The 18,346-nt window shown below is 68.7% G+C and carries 14 protein-coding genes; 13 read left to right on the top strand and 1 reads right to left on the bottom strand.

Annotation, left to right across the window (positions count from 1 at the left end; genetic code table 11):
* Nucleotides 1–5 precede the first annotated feature (5 nt).
* The 8 genes from hutH to K2R93_08040 all read left to right on the top strand — a co-directional run bounded on the left by hutH (nucleotide 6) and on the right by K2R93_08040 (nucleotide 10,311).
* Nucleotides 6–1,523, top strand: coding sequence for a histidine ammonia-lyase (gene hutH / locus K2R93_08075; GenBank protein MBY0489784.1), 1,518 nt, complete (start codon nucleotides 6–8; stop codon nucleotides 1,521–1,523).
* Nucleotides 1,520–3,208 carry a urocanate hydratase gene (hutU, locus tag K2R93_08070; GenBank protein MBY0489783.1) on the top strand — a complete coding sequence of 563 codons (1,689 nt, stop codon included), beginning with the start codon at nucleotides 1,520–1,522 and terminating at the stop codon, nucleotides 3,206–3,208. Before hutH ends, hutU begins: the two co-directional genes overlap by 4 nt.
* The gene (locus K2R93_08065; GenBank protein MBY0489782.1) at nucleotides 3,208–4,203 is read left to right on the top strand and encodes a radical SAM protein; all 996 of its coding nucleotides are present in this window, start codon (nucleotides 3,208–3,210) and stop codon (nucleotides 4,201–4,203) included. Before hutU ends, K2R93_08065 begins: the two co-directional genes overlap by 1 nt.
* Nucleotides 4,204–4,223: 20 nt before the next feature.
* Nucleotides 4,224–5,486, top strand: a complete 1,263-nt coding sequence (gene hutI, locus K2R93_08060) for an imidazolonepropionase (GenBank protein ID MBY0489781.1) — start codon at nucleotides 4,224–4,226, stop codon at nucleotides 5,484–5,486.
* Nucleotides 5,487–5,627: 141 nt separating this feature from the next.
* Nucleotides 5,628–8,771 (top strand): tetratricopeptide repeat protein, encoded by a 3,144-nt coding sequence (locus K2R93_08055; GenBank protein ID MBY0489780.1) that lies wholly within the window; start codon nucleotides 5,628–5,630, stop codon nucleotides 8,769–8,771.
* On the top strand, nucleotides 8,768–9,772 hold the full coding sequence (locus tag K2R93_08050) for a polyprenyl synthetase family protein (protein ID MBY0489779.1): 1,005 nt from the start codon (nucleotides 8,768–8,770) through the stop codon (nucleotides 9,770–9,772). The genes K2R93_08055 and K2R93_08050 overlap by 4 nt, the downstream gene beginning before the upstream one ends.
* Complete coding sequence (locus tag K2R93_08045; GenBank protein MBY0489778.1) at nucleotides 9,772–10,050, top strand: DUF4321 domain-containing protein; 279 nt, start codon at nucleotides 9,772–9,774, stop codon at nucleotides 10,048–10,050. Before K2R93_08050 ends, K2R93_08045 begins: the two co-directional genes overlap by 1 nt.
* 9 nt (nucleotides 10,051–10,059) lie before the next feature.
* Nucleotides 10,060–10,311 (top strand): twin-arginine translocase TatA/TatE family subunit, encoded by a 252-nt coding sequence (locus K2R93_08040; GenBank protein MBY0489777.1) that lies wholly within the window; start codon nucleotides 10,060–10,062, stop codon nucleotides 10,309–10,311.
* 96 nt (nucleotides 10,312–10,407) lie between these two features.
* On the opposite strand, the gene K2R93_08035 is transcribed toward K2R93_08040, so the two are convergent.
* Nucleotides 10,408–12,246: a peptidyl-prolyl cis-trans isomerase gene (locus K2R93_08035; GenBank protein MBY0489776.1), complete on the bottom strand. Its 1,839-nt coding sequence runs from the start codon at nucleotides 12,244–12,246 to the stop codon at nucleotides 10,408–10,410.
* Between the two features lie 307 nt (nucleotides 12,247–12,553).
* On the opposite strand from K2R93_08035, the gene K2R93_08030 reads away from it, so the two are divergent.
* From K2R93_08030 to K2R93_08010, 5 genes are all read left to right on the top strand, one after another.
* Entirely contained in the window at nucleotides 12,554–14,995 is a 2,442-nt protein-coding gene (locus K2R93_08030) for a tetratricopeptide repeat protein (protein MBY0489775.1), read from the top strand.
* Complete coding sequence (aroQ, locus tag K2R93_08025) at nucleotides 14,992–15,432, top strand: type II 3-dehydroquinate dehydratase (GenBank protein MBY0489774.1); 441 nt, start codon at nucleotides 14,992–14,994, stop codon at nucleotides 15,430–15,432. Before K2R93_08030 ends, aroQ begins: the two co-directional genes overlap by 4 nt.
* A gap of 16 nt (nucleotides 15,433–15,448) precedes the next feature.
* Nucleotides 15,449–16,555, top strand: a complete 1,107-nt coding sequence (locus tag K2R93_08020) for a Xaa-Pro peptidase family protein (GenBank protein ID MBY0489773.1) — start codon at nucleotides 15,449–15,451, stop codon at nucleotides 16,553–16,555.
* A 63-nt stretch (nucleotides 16,556–16,618) separates the two neighbouring features.
* Nucleotides 16,619–17,122 (top strand): acetyl-CoA carboxylase biotin carboxyl carrier protein, encoded by a 504-nt coding sequence (gene accB, locus K2R93_08015; protein ID MBY0489772.1) that lies wholly within the window; start codon nucleotides 16,619–16,621, stop codon nucleotides 17,120–17,122.
* A gap of 11 nt (nucleotides 17,123–17,133) precedes the next feature.
* On the top strand, nucleotides 17,134–18,312 hold the full coding sequence (locus K2R93_08010; GenBank protein ID MBY0489771.1) for a PilT/PilU family type 4a pilus ATPase: 1,179 nt from the start codon (nucleotides 17,134–17,136) through the stop codon (nucleotides 18,310–18,312).
* The last annotated feature ends 34 nt before the right edge of the window (nucleotides 18,313–18,346 follow it).

Genomic DNA, 18,346 nt, shown 5'->3' with positions numbered 1-18,346 from the left:
CCTCTGTGCTCCAGCTCGACGGTCGTTCCCTCCGCATCGCCGATGTCGTGGCGGTAGCCGATGAACGCGTCCCGGTGGCGTTGTCCGCCGAGGCGCGGGCCCGCATGCAGCGCACCCGTGCCGTCGTGGATGGCGCAATTGCGAAGGGCGCGCCCGTGTACGGCATCAACACCGGCTTCGGTAAGCTCTCCGAAGTCACCATTCCGAACGATCGGCTCGCGGCCTTGCAGCGCAATCTCGTGCGCAGCCATGCGGCCGGCGTGGGCGATGCGTTACCGGAGCGCGAGGTCCGCGCCATGATGCTGCTGCGCGCCAACGTGCTGGCCACCGGCTACGCGGGGGCGCGCCCCGAGGTCGTGGACGCCGTGCTCGCCATGCTGAATGCCGGCGTGTGGCCGGTGGTCCCGGAGCAGGGAAGTGTCGGTGCGAGTGGTGACCTCGCGCCCCTCGCGCATCTGGCGCTGGTCCTGATCGGTGAAGGGATCGCGCGCTATCAGGGGCAGGAAGGGGAGGCGGCGGCGATCCTGCAGGCGGCCGGGCTCACGCCCCTGACGCTCGCGGCGAAGGAGGGGCTGGCGCTGATCAACGGCACGCAGGCCCACACCGCGGTGGCCGCGCTGGCCGCGGCCGAATTGGAGCGCCTCTGGCGCGCGGCGCACATCGCTACCGCCATGAGCCTCGAAGCGCTGCTCGGCACCCCCGACGCGTTCGATGCGCGCATCCAGGAGGCGCGTGGCCAACTTGGGCAGGCCGAGTCCGCGGCGATCCTCCGGCGACTGCTGGGCGAGAGCGAAGTGCGCGAATCGCACCGGTTCGGCGATCCCCGGGTGCAGGATGCCTACGCGCTGCGTTGTGTGCCGCAGGTGCATGGCCCGGCCCTCGATACCCTGCGCTTTGCGAGTGCGATCATCACGCGCGAGCTGAATGCGGCGACCGACAACCCGCTCGTGATGGAGAGCGGGGAGCTGCTGAGCGGTGGCAACTTCCACGGGCAGGCGGTGGGGATGGCGAGTGACTTCCTCGCGATCATCAGCGCGAACCTGGCGGTGGTGGCGGAGCGTCGTATCGATCGGCTCGTGCACCCCGATCTCAATCAGGGGCTGCCGGCGTTCCTGGCGGCGGAGCCGGGGCTGGAGTCGGGACACATGATGTCGCAGGTCACGGCGGCCGCACTCGCGAGCGAGTGCAAGCAGCTGGCGCATCCGGCGAGTGTCGATTCCATCCCCACCGACGGCAACAAGGAAGACATCGTGCCGATGGCGATGGGCGCGGCCACCAAGTTGCGGCGCTCGGTGCGAAACCTCCGGCACGTACTGGCCATCGAGCTCATCACCGCGGCCGAAGGCCTCGAACATCGGCGGCCCCTGCGAAGCAGTCAGCCCGTGGAAGCCGCGCACGCCATCGTCCGTCAATTCGTCGCGAAGGCGGCCGGAGACCGCTCGCCCTCCCCCGACATCACCCGCCTCGGTCTGGCGCTCGCCGCCGGGGCCTTTGACTCGATTACCGACCCGGTGCTCGCATGACCACCCTCGCCATGCCTTCGTCCACCGTCTCCGGCCCGCGTCCGGTACGCGCGCCCCGTGGGGCCACGCTTCGGTGCCGCGGGTGGGAGCAGGAAGCCGCGCTCCGCATGCTGATGAACAACCTCGATGCCGAGGTGGCGGAGCGCCCCGATGATCTCGTGGTGTACGGCGGCACCGGTCGTGCCGCGCGCAGCTGGGCGGCCTTCGACGCCATCGTGCGCACACTCGAGACGCTGGCCGACGACGAAACGATGCTCGTGCAGAGCGGCAAGCCCGTCGCCGTCTTCAAGACGCATGTCGACGCGCCGCGCGTCTTGCTGGCGAACGCCAATCTCGTCGGCCGCTGGGCCACGTGGGCCGAGTTCCGCCGCCTCGAGCAGCTGGGGCTCACGATGTACGGGCAGATGACCGCGGGCTCGTGGATCTACATCGGCTCGCAGGGCATCGTGCAGGGCACGTACGAAACGTTCGCGGCGGTGGCCGACCGACACTTCGGTGGTACGCTCTCGGGGCGCCTGGTCGTCACGGCGGGATTGGGCGGCATGGGGGGCGCGCAGCCGTTGGCCGCGGCCATGAATGGGGCGGCGGTGCTCGGCGTGGAGATCGACGAGTCGCGGATCGACATGCGGATTCGCACGCGCTACTGCGACCGGAAGACGGCGTCGCTCGATGAGGCCCTCACGTGGCTGCAGGAGGCGCAGGCCGAGCGGCGCGGATTGTCGGTGGGCTTGCTGGGCAATGCGGCGGAGGTGCTCCCCGAACTGGTGCGACGCGGCATTACGCCCGATGTCGTTACGGACCAGACCAGTGCGCACGACATGCTCGTGGGGTACATCCCGGCGGGGCTGTCGCTCTCGCAGGCGGCCGCGTTGCGTCGCGAAGACGAGGCGGCGTATCTCGAGTGCGCCACCGCGAGTGTGGTGCAGCATGTGCGGGCCATGCGCACGATGCAGGATCGGGGCGCGATCGCCTTTGACTACGGCAACAACATCCGCACGGTGGCGTTCGACGCCGGCGTGGACGACGCGTTTCGCATTCCTGGTTTTGTGCCCGAGTACATCCGCCCGCTGTTCTGTGCCGGCAAGGGGCCGTTCCGCTGGGTCGCGCTCTCCGGCGATCCCGCCGATATCGCGCGCACCGATCGTCTCGTCCTGGAGCTCTTCCCCGAAGACGCCGCGCTCAAGCGCTGGATCTCGCTGGCGCAGGAGCGCATCGCCTTTCAGGGGCTGCCGGCGCGCATCTGCTGGCTGGGCCAGGGCGAGCGCGCACGCTTTGCGCTGGCGCTCAACGATCTCGTGGCGCGGGGCGAAGTCTCGGCGCCCATCGTGATCGGGCGCGACCACCTCGACACCGGCAGCGTGGCCTCGCCGTTCCGCGAGACGGAGGCGATGAAGGACGGCAGCGATGCGATCGCCGATTGGGCGATTCTCAACGCGCTCCTCAATACCGCGAGCGGGGCCTCGTGGGTCTCCTTCCATCACGGCGGCGGCGTGGGCATTGGCAACTCCCTGCACGCGGGGCAGGTCATTGTTGCCGATGGCACCGAGCGGATGCGGCGCCGCCTCGAGCGCGTGCTCACGAACGACCCGGGGATCGGGGTCGCCCGTCACGCGGAAGCGGGCTACGACATCGCCATTGCCACAGCGGAACGCGAAGGCATTCGCCTGCCCATGCGGGAAGGCTGATGCTGTCGAGCCGGTACCGGCCCTGGCACATTCCGATCTTTCTGTCGAAGTACGCGTGGTTGCGGGTGCGGAAGCGTCCGGTCTTGCTCAACTTCGAAGTCACGATGCGCTGCAACGCGCGCTGCGGGTTCTGCGATTACTGGCAGACCCCGGCGAGCGAGAAGGAGCGGGAGTGGGCCAACTTCGCCGCGATCACCAAGCACTTTGCGCCCATGCTGGTCACCTTCACCGGGGGCGAGCCGCTGCTGCGGCGCGACCTCGAGGACGTGGTGCGGGCCGTGCGGTCGTCCGTGCGCTATGTGTACGTGCAGCTCATCACGCACGGGGCGCTGCTGTCGCTCGATCGGGCGCAGTCGCTCTGGGACGCCGGCGTGGATCAGTTCAACATTTCGCTCGACTATCTCGACGGGCGGCATGATGACGCACGCGGGATTCCGGGGCTGACCGCCAAGATTCTCGATGTGGTGCCGCGCATGCGCGCCGCCGGTATCGGCGGCGTGCGCTTCAATACGGTCATCAAGAACGACAACCTCGATCAGATCCTGCCGATCGTGCACAAGGCCGCGGAGCTGGGCGGGGGCGTGAACTTCTCGGTGTACACCGCGCTCAAGAACGGCAATCGGGAGTTTCTGTTCCAGGAGCAGGACCCCGCCGCGCTGGAGCGCGTGGTGGAGCAGCTCCTCGCCTACAAGAAATCCCGCCGCGGCGTCATCACCAACTCCGATTACTACCTCGAGCAGATCCCGCGCTACATCCGCGGCGAGATGAACGAGCCGTGTCAGAGCGGGTCCACCACGATTCACATCGATCCCCAGGGGCAGGTGCGGCGTTGCCCGGACTTCAAGCCCGATGGGCCGTGGGAGTCGTATCAGGGGTACGAGCCGATCAACTGCAACGCCTGCTACTACGCTTGTCGCGGTGAGGCGCAGGCGCCGCTCCGTTTGATGTCGCGCGTGCGCGATGTGTTCGCCACCGTGGAACCTGCCGCGTCCTGACCCTTTCGCCGCCTCCCGCCATGTCTGAGATCACGCTCTTCGTCAACGCGGCGCAAACCGTCACCGCGCAGGGGCCGGCACGGGCGCGGAAGGGGCGCGAGATGGCCGATGCCGGCGTGCGCGAAGGCATCGGCGTGGCCGTGCAGGGTGATCGCATCATCGCGGTCGCGCCCGATGACGAGTTGCACCGGACCTACCCCGGCGCCCACGTCATCGACTGTGCGCGCGGCGTCCTCGCGCCCGGCTTCGTAGACAGTCATACGCACACCGTCTTCGGGGCCGCGCGCTTTGCCGAGCACGAACTGCGCGCGACCGGCGTACCGTATCTCGAGATCGCGCGCCGGGGCGGCGGCATTCACAGTTCCGTCCGCGACCTGCGTCAACGCACCAACGAGGAGCTCCACGCCCTCGCGCTGCCGCGGCTGCGGGCGCTGGCGGCGGGGGGCGTGACCACCGTAGAGATCAAATCCGGCTACGGCCTCACGGTCGCCGATGAGCTGCGAACGCTCCGCGTCATCCGGTCGCTCGCCGGTGACGCCACCGTCAACATCATCGCCACGTGCCTCGGCGCCCACGAGGTGCCACTCGAGTACCGGGAGCAGCCCGGTGGGCGCGAGGCGTGGATCGCGGCCATCTGCGACGAACTGTATCCCGCGGTTGGGGCCGAACAGCTCGCCGACTTTGCCGATGTGTTTTGCGAGCCGGGCGTCTTCACCGTGGACGAGGCACGGCGTCTCCTCACCGCGGCCCGTCCCTTTGGAATGCGCCCCAAGCTCCACGCCGACGAGCTCCATGACGGCGGCGCGGCCGTCCTGGCCGCCGAGCTGGGGGCGGTCAGCGCCGATCATCTGGCGGCGATCTCCCCCGCGGGGATTGCGGCGCTCGCCGCCAGCGAGACGGTCGCCACGCTCCTGCCGGGGACCATGCTCTTCCTCGGAACGGGCCGCCAGGCGCCCGCTAGAGCCCTGATCGAAGCCGGGGCGGCGGTTGCCCTCGCCACCGACCTGAACCCCGGCACATCGCCCCTCCAGAGCTTCCCGCTCGTCCTGACCCTCGCCGTCTCCGAGCTCCGGATGTCGGCCGGGGAGGCGTGGGTCGCCGCCACCGTCAACGGCGCGGCCGCACTTGGCCTGGCGGGGGTCACCGGGCAGCTCGTCCCGGGCTTCCGGGCCGATCTCGCCGTACACGGCGTGGACGACTACCGGGCGTTGCCTTACTGGTTCGGCGAGCGTCTGTGTACTGGATCGTGGGCTGCCGGCCGGCCGTGTCACGTGGCACGGTAAAGACGCATCGCGGCGGCTCGGGATCTCTGCGTCTCCGCGTGACAGGGGGTGCCCGACGGGGAACCCTCGTGGCGCGGAGTGCACCACGTCCGGTGGTCGCCGGCGTGGGTCTACCGCCTCTCGGAGTCAGCCTCGAACGCAATGTCCAACGCCGCGAAGCACCGAAAGAAGGCGGCTGAGTTCGAGCAGCTGAAGCAGATCGACCGGGCGATTGCCGCCTATATCAAGTCGATCGAAGAGAGCGAGTCCGCCGGCGAAGAGGTGGATGTTGCCCTTTTCAACAAGGTGGGCGATCTGGCCCTGCGCCAAGGGCGTGTGCCGGACGCGATCACGTATTACGAGCGCGCCGTCGAGCACTATGCGACGTCGGGGCTCTTCAACAACGCGATCGCCCTCTGCAACAAGATCCTGCGCAGCGCGCCCGGGCGCGCGAATGTGTATTTCACCCTGGGCCGCATCTGCGCCCGGAAAGGATTGCGCGGCGACGCCACCAGGAACTTCCTCGAATACGCCACGCGCATGCGCGAGGAAGGGCGGGTCGAGGAAGGCATGCGCGCCCTCGCCGAAATTGCCGATCTCTCGCCCGAGCTGACCGAAGTTCGGAAGTTCGTGGACGAGTACGCGCAGCGCGCCGGGATCACCCTCCCGCGTCGCATGACGCCGCCCATCGCGCCCAAGGCCGTCGAGGACGGCACACCGCGGCCGCCGCAGCGCGAGGAGAAGTCGCAGGACCTGGTGTTCATCCAGGTCGACTACGGCCAGGCCGAGCCGGCCCCGTTGTCGCGCCATGTCCGGACCCCCGTCAAGAGCCGCACGCCCGTCCGGGCCAAGCCCGCCGTCGATCCGCTCGCGGCGGCGATTATCGAGCCCGGCCCGGGGCTCCAGCTCCTGCGCAACATGGCCACGCCGCGCGATCTGACGCCGGTGGCCACCGCGGCGATCGTCGCGCTGCCAGTGAGCAACGACGGCCAGCCCGGCTCGATCATCGACGACGCGATCCCGGCACCCGTGGCGGAGCCGGTCTTCGATATGGTGCCGGTCGTGCCGCTCGACGGGCTCGAGGCGAATGGCGAGTACATCGCCGACGTCCCCGCGCTCGAGGGGCTGACCGTCGACGAGACGCCGGCGGAGGCGGGCGACGCGCTCCCCGAGCCGCACGTCGAAGGGTTGCCGTTGGTGCCGCACGAACTCGAAACGGCGGCGTTCGGCCACGTGGACCTGCTCCAGGATGTGGTCGTCGAAGATTTCGAACACGCCGCGGAAGATCCGACGATCGCGAAGATCATCGCGACCGAAACGCCGCCGTTTGTGGACGCGATCGTGGTCGACCCCACGCCGATCGCGACCGCGACGATCGGCGAGGTGGTGCCGCCCGCGGTCAGCGATGCCGTCATCGACCCCACGCCGCTCGATGTCGAAAGCGTGCCGGAGCTTGAAGCGGCCATCGCCGAGGGCGAGGCCGCGGCCGTGGCGTTCGAGAGCGAGCCGGTGGAGCTCGAACTCGGTGATGTGCCCCTGATGGACGTGCCCGCCGTGCAGGTGGCCCGCATCACGCCGCTGATGCTGGACTTCGACCTGGATACGGTGGAAGAGCACGCGCCCCCGACGCGCCCGCCCTTCCGCGTCGATCCGCACGACTTCATCCTCCCCGGCGAACTGCCGCCGCTGCTCCTCGACGACGCCATTGTCGATGCCGGGCTGGCGGCCGCGAGCGCCCCGCGCCCCACGCCGCGCGCTGTGACGCCCATCGCGGCGGCGCCGGCCATTGCGGCGACGACCGACGACGTGCCGGTCACAACCGAGGCCGACGCGGACGACGATCTCCTCGACGTCGAAGCCGACCTGGCCGCCCTGTCCACGCCGGCGCCTGCGAACCACCTAGCGAACGCGGCTGACGAGGCCGTAACCCCAGTCGTGGACCTCGAAGCGGCGCCCGACACCGACGAGACGCCGGTGCCGCTCGACGAACCCGTCGAGGGCGCGGGCGACCAAGCGGGGCAGGAATCGGTCGAGGAATCGGTCGAGGAATCGGTCGAAGAATCGGTCGAGGAATCGGTGGAGGCCGCGGTCGAGCGAGGGGGCGAGGCCCCGCGGGACGCGGCGGTCGACACGGCGGACGCCTCGCACGCGGACGCGGAGATCGAGACGTCGGCCGAGGACGAGTTGCCCACGGCCGAAGAATTCGATGCCGCCGCGGACTCGCTCGACCCGGTGGAGGTCGCGACCCCCACCCCCATCGCGTCGCGCGCGGTGATGCCGACGCCGTCGCTGCCGATCGCGGCGGTCGCGGCCGAAGCCACCATTGTGGCGTCCTCACGTCGCGACGCGCTGCGGGCGGCGGTGAGCCGCTTGCCCCACAACTGGATGCTCCGCCGGCGTTTGGCCGAGGCGCTCTTGGAATCGGGCGAGCGCGAGGAAGCACTGACGGAGCTGGAGACGGCGCGTCAGGGCTTCATCGACAATGGCGATCTGTCGACGGCCGCCGATATCGGCGACGAGATGGTGCACGTCAGTCCGGAACGGGTCGCGTATCACCAGCGTCGGGTCGAACTCGCCGTGGCGATGCACGACCTGCAACGGCTGCGGATGGCCTATCTCGATCTGGCCGACGCGCTGGTGCGGTTGGGCGAGGAAGGGCGGGCCCGGGCGGTCTACGCGCGCGTCCTCGAGATCGATCCGCTGGACGATCGGGCCCGGACCGCGCTCGGGGCCGCCGCCCCGCCGCCGCCGCCGCCCTCCCCGCGTCCGGACGACGATTTCGTCGATCTCACGACGTGGCTCAAGGACGATGACGGCCAGGCTGGCGACACCCGCCTCCGGATGCGGGAGCCGGTCATCAGTGGCGACGAGCAGGCCGACTTCGACGAACTCCTGCGGCACTTCAAGGAGGGCGTCGCCCGGTCGCTCGGCGAGGACGATTTCGAGAGCCATTACGACCTCGGGGTCGCCTATAAGGAAATGGGCCTCCTCGACGACGCGATCGCGGAGTTCCAGAAGGCGCTGCGAAGCCACGGGAACCGACTACCGGCGTACGAGGCTTTGGGGCAATGTTTCGTGGAGCAGGGCCGACATCAGGTTGCGGCCACCGTCCTGACCCGGGCGTTGCATGAGCCCGGACTTGGCGATGAGCAGCGGGTCGGGGTACTCTACCTTCTCGCATTTTCGTGCGAGGCCCTGCAGCGATTCGACGAAGCCCGTAGCTATTATCAGCGCGTGTACGCCACCGACATCCAATTCCGAGACGCGGCCGCCCGCTTGGCGGCCCTGGAGCATATCGCGCGATGACGCTTTCCACGCGGACTCCGTCCGCGCTGGCCGCGGCATTGCGTGACATCCAGGCTCCTGTACGCGACGAGCTCACCCTCGTCTCGCAGGAGCTGTGGCGCATCGTCGCCGCCGATGTACCGCTGGTGCAGGACGTCCAGCAGCATCTGATGGGCATGAAGGGGAAACTCTTCCGCCCGACGCTGCTGCTCTTGTCCGCGAGCATCGAGCAGGCGCCGCCGCCGCGCGCCACCACCTTTGCGGCGGTGGTGGAGCTGATGCATCTCGCCACGCTGATTCACGACGACTCGGTCGATCACTCGGCGCTCCGTCGCGGCATGCCCACCGTCAACTCGCTCTTCAGTCACCAGGTCTCGGTGATCATGGGCGACTACCTCTATCTGCGCGCCCTGCGCGAGCTGGTGGAGATCGGCGATCTGGAAGCCATGCGCGCGATCACCTTCGCGTCGAACGAGATGACGCTTGGCGAGATTCGCCAGCTCTCGGCGTACGATGCGCTGGCGTTCTCCGAGCAGGACTACGAAACCCTCATCCGCGCCAAGACCGCCGCGTTGTTCATGGCCGCCTGTGACGTCGGCGCGCTGATCGGCGCGCCGAGGCATCGTCGGGCGCTCACTCGCTTCGGCGAGCGCCTGGGGATGGCCTTCCAGGTGGCCGACGACCTGCTCGACTACACCGAGCAGCAGGAGATGACCGGCAAGCCGAGCGGGCTTGATCTCAAGGAGCACAAGGTCACGCTGCCGCTCATCGCGGCGCTGCGTTCGATGTCGCCGGCGGCGCGGGCACGGGTGGAGGCGTTGTTCGCGGCGCCGGAGCCCGATGATGAGTCCATCGCCGAAGTCGTAGGGATCGTGCGGGACTCGGGAGGCCTCGACTACGCCCGTCGTCGTGCCGACCAGTTCTCCCACGAGGCGGAGGAGGCGCTGGCCGAGCTGCCGGACTGCCCGGCAAAGACCTCACTCGCGGATTCCATCGCTTACGTGGTGGAGCGGCGCTGGTGATGGCCCGCGGCCCCTCCAAGCATCGGCCCCTGTTTCATGTCCTCGTGCTGGCCAGCGGGTTCATTTCGGGGGGGCTGCTCGCCCAGGTGTCCCGCCGGTTCCTCCCGGCTGGGGCCGTTAAGGAGTTTCTAACAACCGGGGTGACCCCTTCCCTCGGGCCGCTCCACGTGGACCTGATTATATTGAAGTTCGCGGTTGGACCCGTCGCCCTGGATGTCTCGCTGTTGAGCCTTCTGGGAGTTTTGATCGCCTACCTCATCGCGCGGTCCCTCTTCTAGGAACATCCCATGAACTTCGGCAACTTCGGCTTCGGCGAGATTCTCATCATCCTCGTGATTGTGCTGCTGCTCTTTGGAGCCAAGCGCATCCCCGAGATTGCCGGATCCCTCGGCAAGGGCATCAACGAGTTCAAGCGCAACCTGAGCGACGCCCAGAAGCAGATCACCGACGCGCCGCGCACCGAACAGCGGATCGCCCCGGGGACCCCGGTCGACGCCCGCGAGGAAGAGCGCCCGGAACCCAAGCGCCTCATGCAGTAAGTCGGTCGGGCAGGCGATGGGAGCATCTCCCGGAGCTCCCGAGACAAAAAAGCCCCCGCGATGCCTGGCATCGCGGGGGCTTCTTCGTGAGCGGGATCAGGTGCCCGACTGACGGCGCAGCTGGGCGAGGACGGTCGACCGCTTGTCCTCGACCTTCACGCTTTCGCGCAGATTCGTCAGGAACTCTTCCACCTTCTGCTGGCGGAGCGACTGCATCATCTGCTGGCGCAGCAGCGACTTTTCCGTCTCGAACGCCGTCTTCTGGGCATCCGTGCGGCTGTCGACGCGCAACACCACCATGGCGTCCTGCCCCTTGAACGGGCCGCCGACCTGGCCAACCGGCACGGCGAACGCGCCGCCCACCGCGGCCGTGTACTGGCCAAGGCCCGGCACGGCATTGATGCGCGAGAACGGCTGGCTCTTCTCCACCGAGAGGCTCTTGGCCGCGGCCGCGGTCTCGAGCGTGCCCGACTTCGCGGCGGCCACGAGCTGCTCCCCGATCGGGCGGAGCTTCTCGATACGCTTGTCGCGCGCGAGGCGGCGCTGGATATCGGCCTTCACCTCGCTGAGCGGCTGCTGCCCACCCGGCGTCAGCGAGTCGATGCGGGCAAGGTAGTAGGCGTCCGGTGCATCGAAGAGATCGCTGGTCTCACCCGGGCGCACGCCCGAGAAGGCCCACGCGCTCACGCTCGGCACGTACCGGCCGGCAAACGACAGCGGCTCGTTCTCGATGGTCACCACGCTCACCGGCGTCACGCCGAGCGACTTCGCGGCGTCATCGAACTTCTTGCCGTCTTCGAGGTTGGCAGCCTTGCTCGCCAGCGAGTCGGCGCGGCGGTCGGTCCGCGTCGCGCTCGAGTCGCTCTGACCCACCGCCACCAGAATGTGGCTCAGGTCCAGCGTGTCACCGTTGCCCTTGGCGTTGAGCTTGATGATGTGGTAGCCGAACTGCGTCAGGATGGGCTGCGAGATCTCGCCCACCTTGAGCGCGTACGCGGCGGCTTCGAAGGCCGGCACGTACGAGTTCTTGCCACGCTTGCCCAGCGCGCCACCCTGCGCAGCGGACACCGAGTCGATCGACTCCCGCTTGGCCACATCCTCGAACTTGGCACCGCCCACGACTTCGGCGCGGATACGCTCGGCCTTGGCCTTGGCGTCGGCCGAGTCCAGCGCGGTCACCGTGCGCGGCACCGTGAGGAGCGACACGACCGCGCGGCCCGGCTTCTCGAAGCGCTTCTTGTTGCGCTCGTAGAACTGCGAGATCTCGGCGTCACTGACGGAGACCGTCGTGTCACTGCCCAGGAGCTGCGGCCCGAGCACGACGTAGCTCACCGATGCGCTGTCGTGACGATCCCGGTAGATCTGCCACAGGCGCTCGTCGGAGAAGTACGCACCGCTCGCCACCTGATCGAAGAGCTTCTGCTTCGGGATCTCGGTGCGATAGTAGGCCTCGAGACCGGCCAGCATGCCGGACTGGCGCGCCATCGGGCTCGCCAGCAGGCGCTGGTACTTCTCAATGTCGAACTGGCCGTTGGTCTGCAGATCCGGCGACTGCATGGCCGTCGGCGGCGGCGCCACCTTGGCGGCCTGCAGGATCTCGTCGTCGGATACTGTAATGCCGCGACGCTTGTACTCCTGCTGGAGCAGGATCTCGTTGACCAGCTCGTTGAACGCGCGATCCTCGAGCGTCTTGCGCTCATCCAGCGTCAGGCCGCGACCATTCTGCTGTTGCTGCTGCTGCTCGAGGGAATTGACCGCATTCTGCCAGGCCGTGAGGAGGATCTCCTCGCCGTTGACGGAGCCAATGGCCGTGGACGTCGTGACCGGCTGCCGGCCCGCGAGGCCGGAGGTCTCGTACAGCAGGAAGCTGCCGACGAAGGCCACGATGAGGATGATCCAGATGTATTTCGCGGCGCTCCGCATCGATTGCAGCACGGGGCGGCACTCCTTGGGACTGGTAAGAACGGCGGGAACGGAAAGGCACACGCACCTCCCCGAAGAAGGGCGTGTGCCGCAGAGTCCGGAAACCTAGCGGTCGTGTTCCGCTAAAGGCAAGACAGGTCACGACTTCGCCGAATGGCTGCTGATTGACTTCCCGGCGCGTGCGGACAATAAGTACACGGGAAGACCACCGGTCAGACTCGCGTCCGTCGCTCGCTGTGACAGCCTTGGCCAGCACCGGGCGTTTCCTTCGGGCCGTCTGTGACGTCGTTCGGGGACACCACTTGAGGGCATCGCACGGATGAGTACCGCTCCCCGGATCGACGAGCTCCGGAAGAAGTTCGAGGAGAACCCGCGTCGCTATTTCGCGCCGCTGGCCAATGAGCTGCGCAAGGCAGGCGACCTGAGCCAGGCCATCGCGCTCTGCCGCGAGCACCTTCCCAAGCAGCCAGGCCACATGAGTGGCCACATTGTCTTCGGGCAGGCCCTGTTCGAGAACGGGGATCTGGAAGAGGCGCGGACCGTCTTCGAACAGGCGCTGGCCCTCGATCCGGAGAACCTCATCGCGCTCCGCCATCTGGGTGATATCGCCCGTCGCCAGGGCGATGCCCCATCGGCGCGCCGGTGGTACGAGCGGGTCCTGGAGGCGGACCCGCGGAACGACGACATTGCCGCCCAGTTGGCGACCCTCTCGGCGTATGCGACCCCGGCGCCGACGGCGGCCCCGGTCGCGGTCACGCCGCCGACCAGTGCCGCGCCCGTCAGCCAGATGGTGACGCCGGTCGATCTCGCGTCGATCGAGGTGCCCGACTTCGCCGCGCCGATACCGGCGGCCGACACCGAGGCGCTGGCCGTCGAGGCCGTTGCCACGGAGCCCGCGCCGGCGGCACCGACGACCGCGGCGGTCACCCCGCTGGGGACGGTGGCGCAGGATCTGCTCGCGCTCTCGCCGCTTCAGGCGGCCAGTGAACTGCCGCCGCTGCCCGAAGAGGAGCGGGTATTCCTGGACCTCGAGGCCATCGAAGCCGCCGCCTCGGAAGTCGAGGCCATCGCGCAGGCCGAGGAGCAGGCCAAGAACGACCCGTTCTTTGGGCGGCTGGCCGACGCTCCCACCGACGAGGTGATCGCGGCCGCCGAAGCCGAAGCGGAGGCCGCGTTCGAGGAAGGATTTGTCGCAGCGGAATGGCCCGATACCACCGATTTGGCCGTCCGGGCCGCAACGCCCCGGTCGGCGACGCCGGTGGCCGTCGACGTGCCGGCGGAAGTCGTCGAGGCCTTCGGACGGGAGGCCACCGACGCGGTCGCGGCGGAGCTGCCGGCCCCTGAGGTCGAACTGGCGCTGCCCGACGAGGAAGATCTGCCGTTCACCAACGCCCCCGAGGCGGTTGTCGCCGAGGCGGTGGAAACGGCGGTCATTGCCGAGGAGGCCTCGCCCATCGACGTCGCGGAGGAAGAACCGGTCGCCGCGGTGGAGGCGGAGGCCGACGATGAGCCTGTCGCCGAGGTGACGGTGCAGGATCTGGGGATACAGGTCGGCACCTCCATCCTCGATTTCGAAGACCCCGAGACGTTCGCGGTGCAGGAGACGCCCGCGGAGGCCGAGCTCGCGCCGGTGGTGATGCAGGAGCCGGAGTCAGAGCCCGAGTCCGCGACGGAACCGGTGCAGGAGTTGCCCTGGCTCGCCGAACCGGTCACGCCCACCGACGATGTCGAAGAGATCGTCGAGGCGTTTGCCGAAGACGCCCGGGCCAAGGGCGAACCCGACGACGTCGCCGTCGTGGCGATGCCGATGGCGCTCGTGGCTCAGGTCGACGACAAGCACGAGGCCAGCTTCGCCGACGTGCTGGACGAGCCGATCGCCGCGGAGGCGGACGCCGAGTCGGCCCCCGCGATGGCGAATACGGCCGACATCGCCAGCGGGGCCTTCGTCACGGAGACGATGGGGGAACTCCTGGTCTCGCAGGGCTTCCTCGACCGCGCGATCGCGGTCTATGAGGAGCTGGTGCGTCGCCGCCCGTCGGATCCCGTGCCGCTTGGGCGCCTGGCGGAGCTGCGGGCCGAGCAGGCGCGCGTGGCGGCGGCGAGTATGCCGGCCGCGCCGGAACCCACGCCGGAACCCGTATCGGAAGCCACGCCGGAGCCCGTCGCGGCGGTGCGCACGGCTCAGGCGTGGTTTGCGGCGCTCGCCGCCCGACGCGTGGAGCGCCGGACGCCGACCTCCACGGCGGCAGTGCCAACGCCGCGAAACGCCACGCCGATCGCGAGCGCGCCGGCGGTCCACGAGCCCGCCATCCTCCCGCCGTCCGTCCCCACGCCCGTGCGGGTGACGCCCGTGGGCGCGATCCCGGCGGAAGACTCGCTGGCGTCGCTCTTCGGCGGCGACAGCGCCGGCGGCGACGACACGGCCGCGCAGCAGTTCGCGACAGCCTTCTCGGGGGCGGCCGTGGAAGGCGCCCGCGAGAACCTCTTCGCCAGCGGCGCCATGGCCGCGGTGCGCGAACCCACGCCGGTCGCCCCCGTGATGGCGCAGCCGGAGTCGCTGGCGCCCGCTGGCGCCGGCTTCTCCTTTGACCGATTCTTCCCGGACCCGGCGACGACGCAGACGGTCTCGCCGTCCACTGCCAGCGCCGCGCCGACCCCGGCCGCGCCCGGGACGCCCACGTCGTCACCGGCTGCGGAGAGCAAAGCGGCCGACGATCTGGCGCAGTTCTCGGCCTGGCTCAAGGGACTCGGTAATCCGTGATCATTGGCATCCTGAACGGCCCCAATCTCAACCTCCTCGGGACGCGCGAACCCGCGATCTACGGAACCACCACGCTCGCGGAGATCGTGACGCGCCTCGAGACCGTCGGGGCCTCACTCGGGGTGGAGATTCGGGCCGCGCAGGCCAATGGCGAAGGGCAGCTGATCGACACGCTGCATGCGTGGCGGGGAACGGTGCAGGGGGTCGTCGTGAATGCCGGCGCGTATACGCACACCAGTCTCGCGTTGCGGGACGCCTTCAGTGCGACCGCCCTCCCGTTCGTGGAAGTGCACCTCAGCAACATTTACGCGCGAGAACCGGAGCGGCGGCACTCGATGCTCGCGGGGGCCGCCATCGGGTTGATCTGCGGCCTGGGCGCCGACGGTTACGAGTTCGCGCTCCGGGGCCTCGTGGCCACGCTGCGCGCGCGGGGCTGAGCCCCGTGGGCCGGCCGTGAACTCGCCCGACGTCCGCACCGACACCCGCCCGGCGCGCCTCGCCGCCCTGCGTGAGGCCCTGGGAAAAGCCGATCTCGATGCGCTGCTGGTCAGCGCGCTCCCGAATATCCGCTATCTCACCGGGTTCTCGGGGAGCAACGCGATCCTGCTCGTGAGCGCGCTCGAGTGCGTGCTCCTCACCGACTTCCGGTACGCGACGCAGGTCGAGGCCGAGGTGGGCGACGCGGCGTCGGTGCGGATCGAGCCGACCAGCCTGTGGAACGGCGTGTGGCCCTCGCTCACGGCGATGGCCGGCGTGGAACGGGTCGGCTTCGAGTCCGCCCATCTCCTGCACAAGGATTTCACGCGCCTGTTGGAGCAGGGGACGCGCTGGCTGTGGCGTCCCGCCGTGGATCTCGTCGAGGGGCTGCGCGAGATCAAGGACGCGGGGGAGATTGCCGCCATCGAGCGCGCGGTGGGGATGGCCGAACGGGCGCTCACCCGGACCCTGGCGATGGTCCGCCCGGGCCTCACGGAGGCGGCGTTGGCGGGGATCCTCGAGCACAGTCTCCGCGACGAGGGCAGCGAGGCCTATCCATTTGCCAGTATCGTGGCATCCGGACCGCGCTCGGCGCTCCCGCATGCGGGTACATCGGACCGGGTGCTGGCGCGCGGCGATTTCGTGCTGCTCGATTTCGGCGCCGTGGCCGACGGCTACTGCTCGGATGTGACGCGGACCGTCGTGCTCGGGAAGGCCTCCGAGCGGCACCGGGAGATTTACGAGATTGTTCGTGAGGCGAACGCGCGCGCTTCGGGCGCGCTTCGGGTTGGAATGAAGGGGATGGCTGCAGATGCGGTCGCGAGAGAGTACATTGACGCCCGCGGGCACGGTGAGGCATTCGGACATTCCCTGGGCCATGGCATCGGCCTGGAGGTGCACGAAGGCCCTCGTCTGGCCCGCACGATCGAGACGTCGCTGGCGGCCGGCATGGTCGTGACGGTTGAGCCCGGGATCTACCTCCCGGGCTTCGGCGGTGTCAGAATCGAAGACGATGTGCTCATTACGGCGTCGGGTCCCCGGGTACTGACCGGGTTGGACCGGACGCTGCTCGAAATCGACTGATCGACCGCCTGACCTCGCCGGCGCCCTCGGGGCGCCGCGCTTTTCTCCAGCCTGCTCCCCGCCATGATCGACTTGCGCTACGTGAAGAAGCTGATCGAGATGCTCGACGGCTCCACGGTGGATTCCATCGAGATCTCCTCCGATAAGGGGATGAAGCTCCGGATCTCGAAGAGCCCCCAGCGCGCGGCCATGACCGTGGCCCCCGGGATGGCCGCCATGCCGGCGCCGGTCGCCATGCCGGCCGTGTTGCCCCCGGCCCCCGCGGCGCGTCCAGTCGAGGAGGGAGGGGCTCCGGCGCCGAAGGCCGAGGCATCGAAGTCTGCGGCCCTCGAGATCAAGTCGCCCATGGTGGGGACGTTCTACTCGGCACCTGAGCCGGGCGCGAAGCCGTACATCTCCGTCGGCGATCGTGTCAGCAAGGGCCAGATCGTCTGCATCATCGAGGCGATGAAGATCATGAACGAGCTCGAGTCCGAATTCGACGGCGTCGTGCGTGAGGTGAACGTCACCGATGCACATCCCGTGGAGTACGGCCAGGTGCTCTTCCGCATCGACCCGACCGGCTGAGATATGACGCAATGACGACGGCGACCGGCGTTGAGAAGCCTGCCCGAAACGGAACAGCTCCTGCGCCCACGTTCGACCTGAAAGCGGCCCTCCAGAAGATGGTGCGGGAGGGCGCGTCGGACTTGCATCTCAAGGTGGGTCGCCCGCCGACATTGCGCCTCCATGGCGATCTCTTCCCGCTCGATCTCCCGATCCTGCGTCCGGAAGAACTGCGCACCCTCGCCGAGCAGCTGCTGCCCCCGGCACAGCTGCGTGAGTTCGTGGAAGTGCGCGAGGCCGACTTCGCGATCAACGTGCCGGGGATCGGCCGGTTCCGCGTCAATGTGTATCAGCAGAAGGGCACAGTGGCCTTCGCCCTGCGCTCGATCGCCCACGCCGCGGCGAATATCCGCGATCTCAACCTGCCGCCCGTCCTCGAGCAGATCGCGCTCAAGCCACGCGGGCTGGTGCTCGTCACCGGCGTGACCGGCTCAGGCAAGAGCACGGCGCTCGCGGCCATGGTGCAGTACATGAACGAGCGGCGCAGCGCGAACATCATCACGATCGAAGATCCGATCGAGTTCGTGCATCGCGATATCAAGTGCCATATCAATCAGCGTGAAGTGGGCACGGACACCGCCACGTTTGCGCAGGCACTGCGTCGCGTGCTCCGCCAGGACCCCGACGTCATCATGATCGGTGAGATTCGCGACCTCGAGACGCTCGAGGTCGCGCTCAAGGCGGCGAACACCGGTCACCTCGTCCTCTCGACGCTGCACACGACCGACGCCACGCAGTCGATCAATCGCGTCCTGTCGTTCTATCCGCCCGACAAGCAGGGCGAAGTACGCTTCATGCTGGCCACGGCGCTCAACGCCGTGATTTCGCTCCGGCTCGTGCCGCGCGCCGACCGCCCGGGACGCGTCCCGGCCTGCGAGGTGCTGGTCAACACCGAGGCGGTGCGCGACCAGATCCGCGACGTGCAGTCGGCGCTGAATATCCCGGACCTCATTCGGGAAGGCTCGGTGGCGTACGGCATGCAGAGCTTTGACCAGTCGCTCATGGAATGGTTCTCGCGCGGCGTGATCTCGTACGAGAACGCGCTCTTCAACGCGACGAGCCCCGCCGAGTTTGCCCTCCGGACGCAAGGGGTGGGCGGCGCCAGCGACACGTCGTGGGATGACTTCCAGCAGGGCAGCGAGGCCACGTAACGCCGTAAAGGACTGGCGGAGAGGCAGCGGGTCC

It is taken from the genome of Gemmatimonadaceae bacterium, assembly GCA_019752115.1.
In the GTDB taxonomy this organism is placed as follows: Bacteria; Gemmatimonadota; Gemmatimonadetes; order Gemmatimonadales; family Gemmatimonadaceae; genus Gemmatimonas.
The sequence above is the reverse complement of the archived record's forward strand: the minus strand, read 5'-3'. Positions and strand labels throughout refer to the sequence as shown.

Coding starts and splice junctions, on each gene's coding strand:
- K2R93_08055 (MBY0489780.1), top strand. CDS start 5,628: ATGTCCAACGCCGCGAAGCACCGAAAGAAGGCGGCTGAGTTCGAGCAG.
- accB (MBY0489772.1), top strand. CDS start 16,619: ATGATCGACTTGCGCTACGTGAAGAAGCTGATCGAGATGCTCGACGGC.
- K2R93_08030 (MBY0489775.1), top strand. CDS start 12,554: ATGAGTACCGCTCCCCGGATCGACGAGCTCCGGAAGAAGTTCGAGGAG.
- hutI (MBY0489781.1), top strand. CDS start 4,224: ATGTCTGAGATCACGCTCTTCGTCAACGCGGCGCAAACCGTCACCGCG.
- K2R93_08065 (MBY0489782.1), top strand. CDS start 3,208: ATGCTGTCGAGCCGGTACCGGCCCTGGCACATTCCGATCTTTCTGTCG.
- K2R93_08045 (MBY0489778.1), top strand. CDS start 9,772: ATGGCCCGCGGCCCCTCCAAGCATCGGCCCCTGTTTCATGTCCTCGTG.
- K2R93_08050 (MBY0489779.1), top strand. CDS start 8,768: ATGACGCTTTCCACGCGGACTCCGTCCGCGCTGGCCGCGGCATTGCGT.
- K2R93_08010 (MBY0489771.1), top strand. CDS start 17,134: ATGACGACGGCGACCGGCGTTGAGAAGCCTGCCCGAAACGGAACAGCT.
- K2R93_08040 (MBY0489777.1), top strand. CDS start 10,060: ATGAACTTCGGCAACTTCGGCTTCGGCGAGATTCTCATCATCCTCGTG.
- hutU (MBY0489783.1), top strand. CDS start 1,520: ATGACCACCCTCGCCATGCCTTCGTCCACCGTCTCCGGCCCGCGTCCG.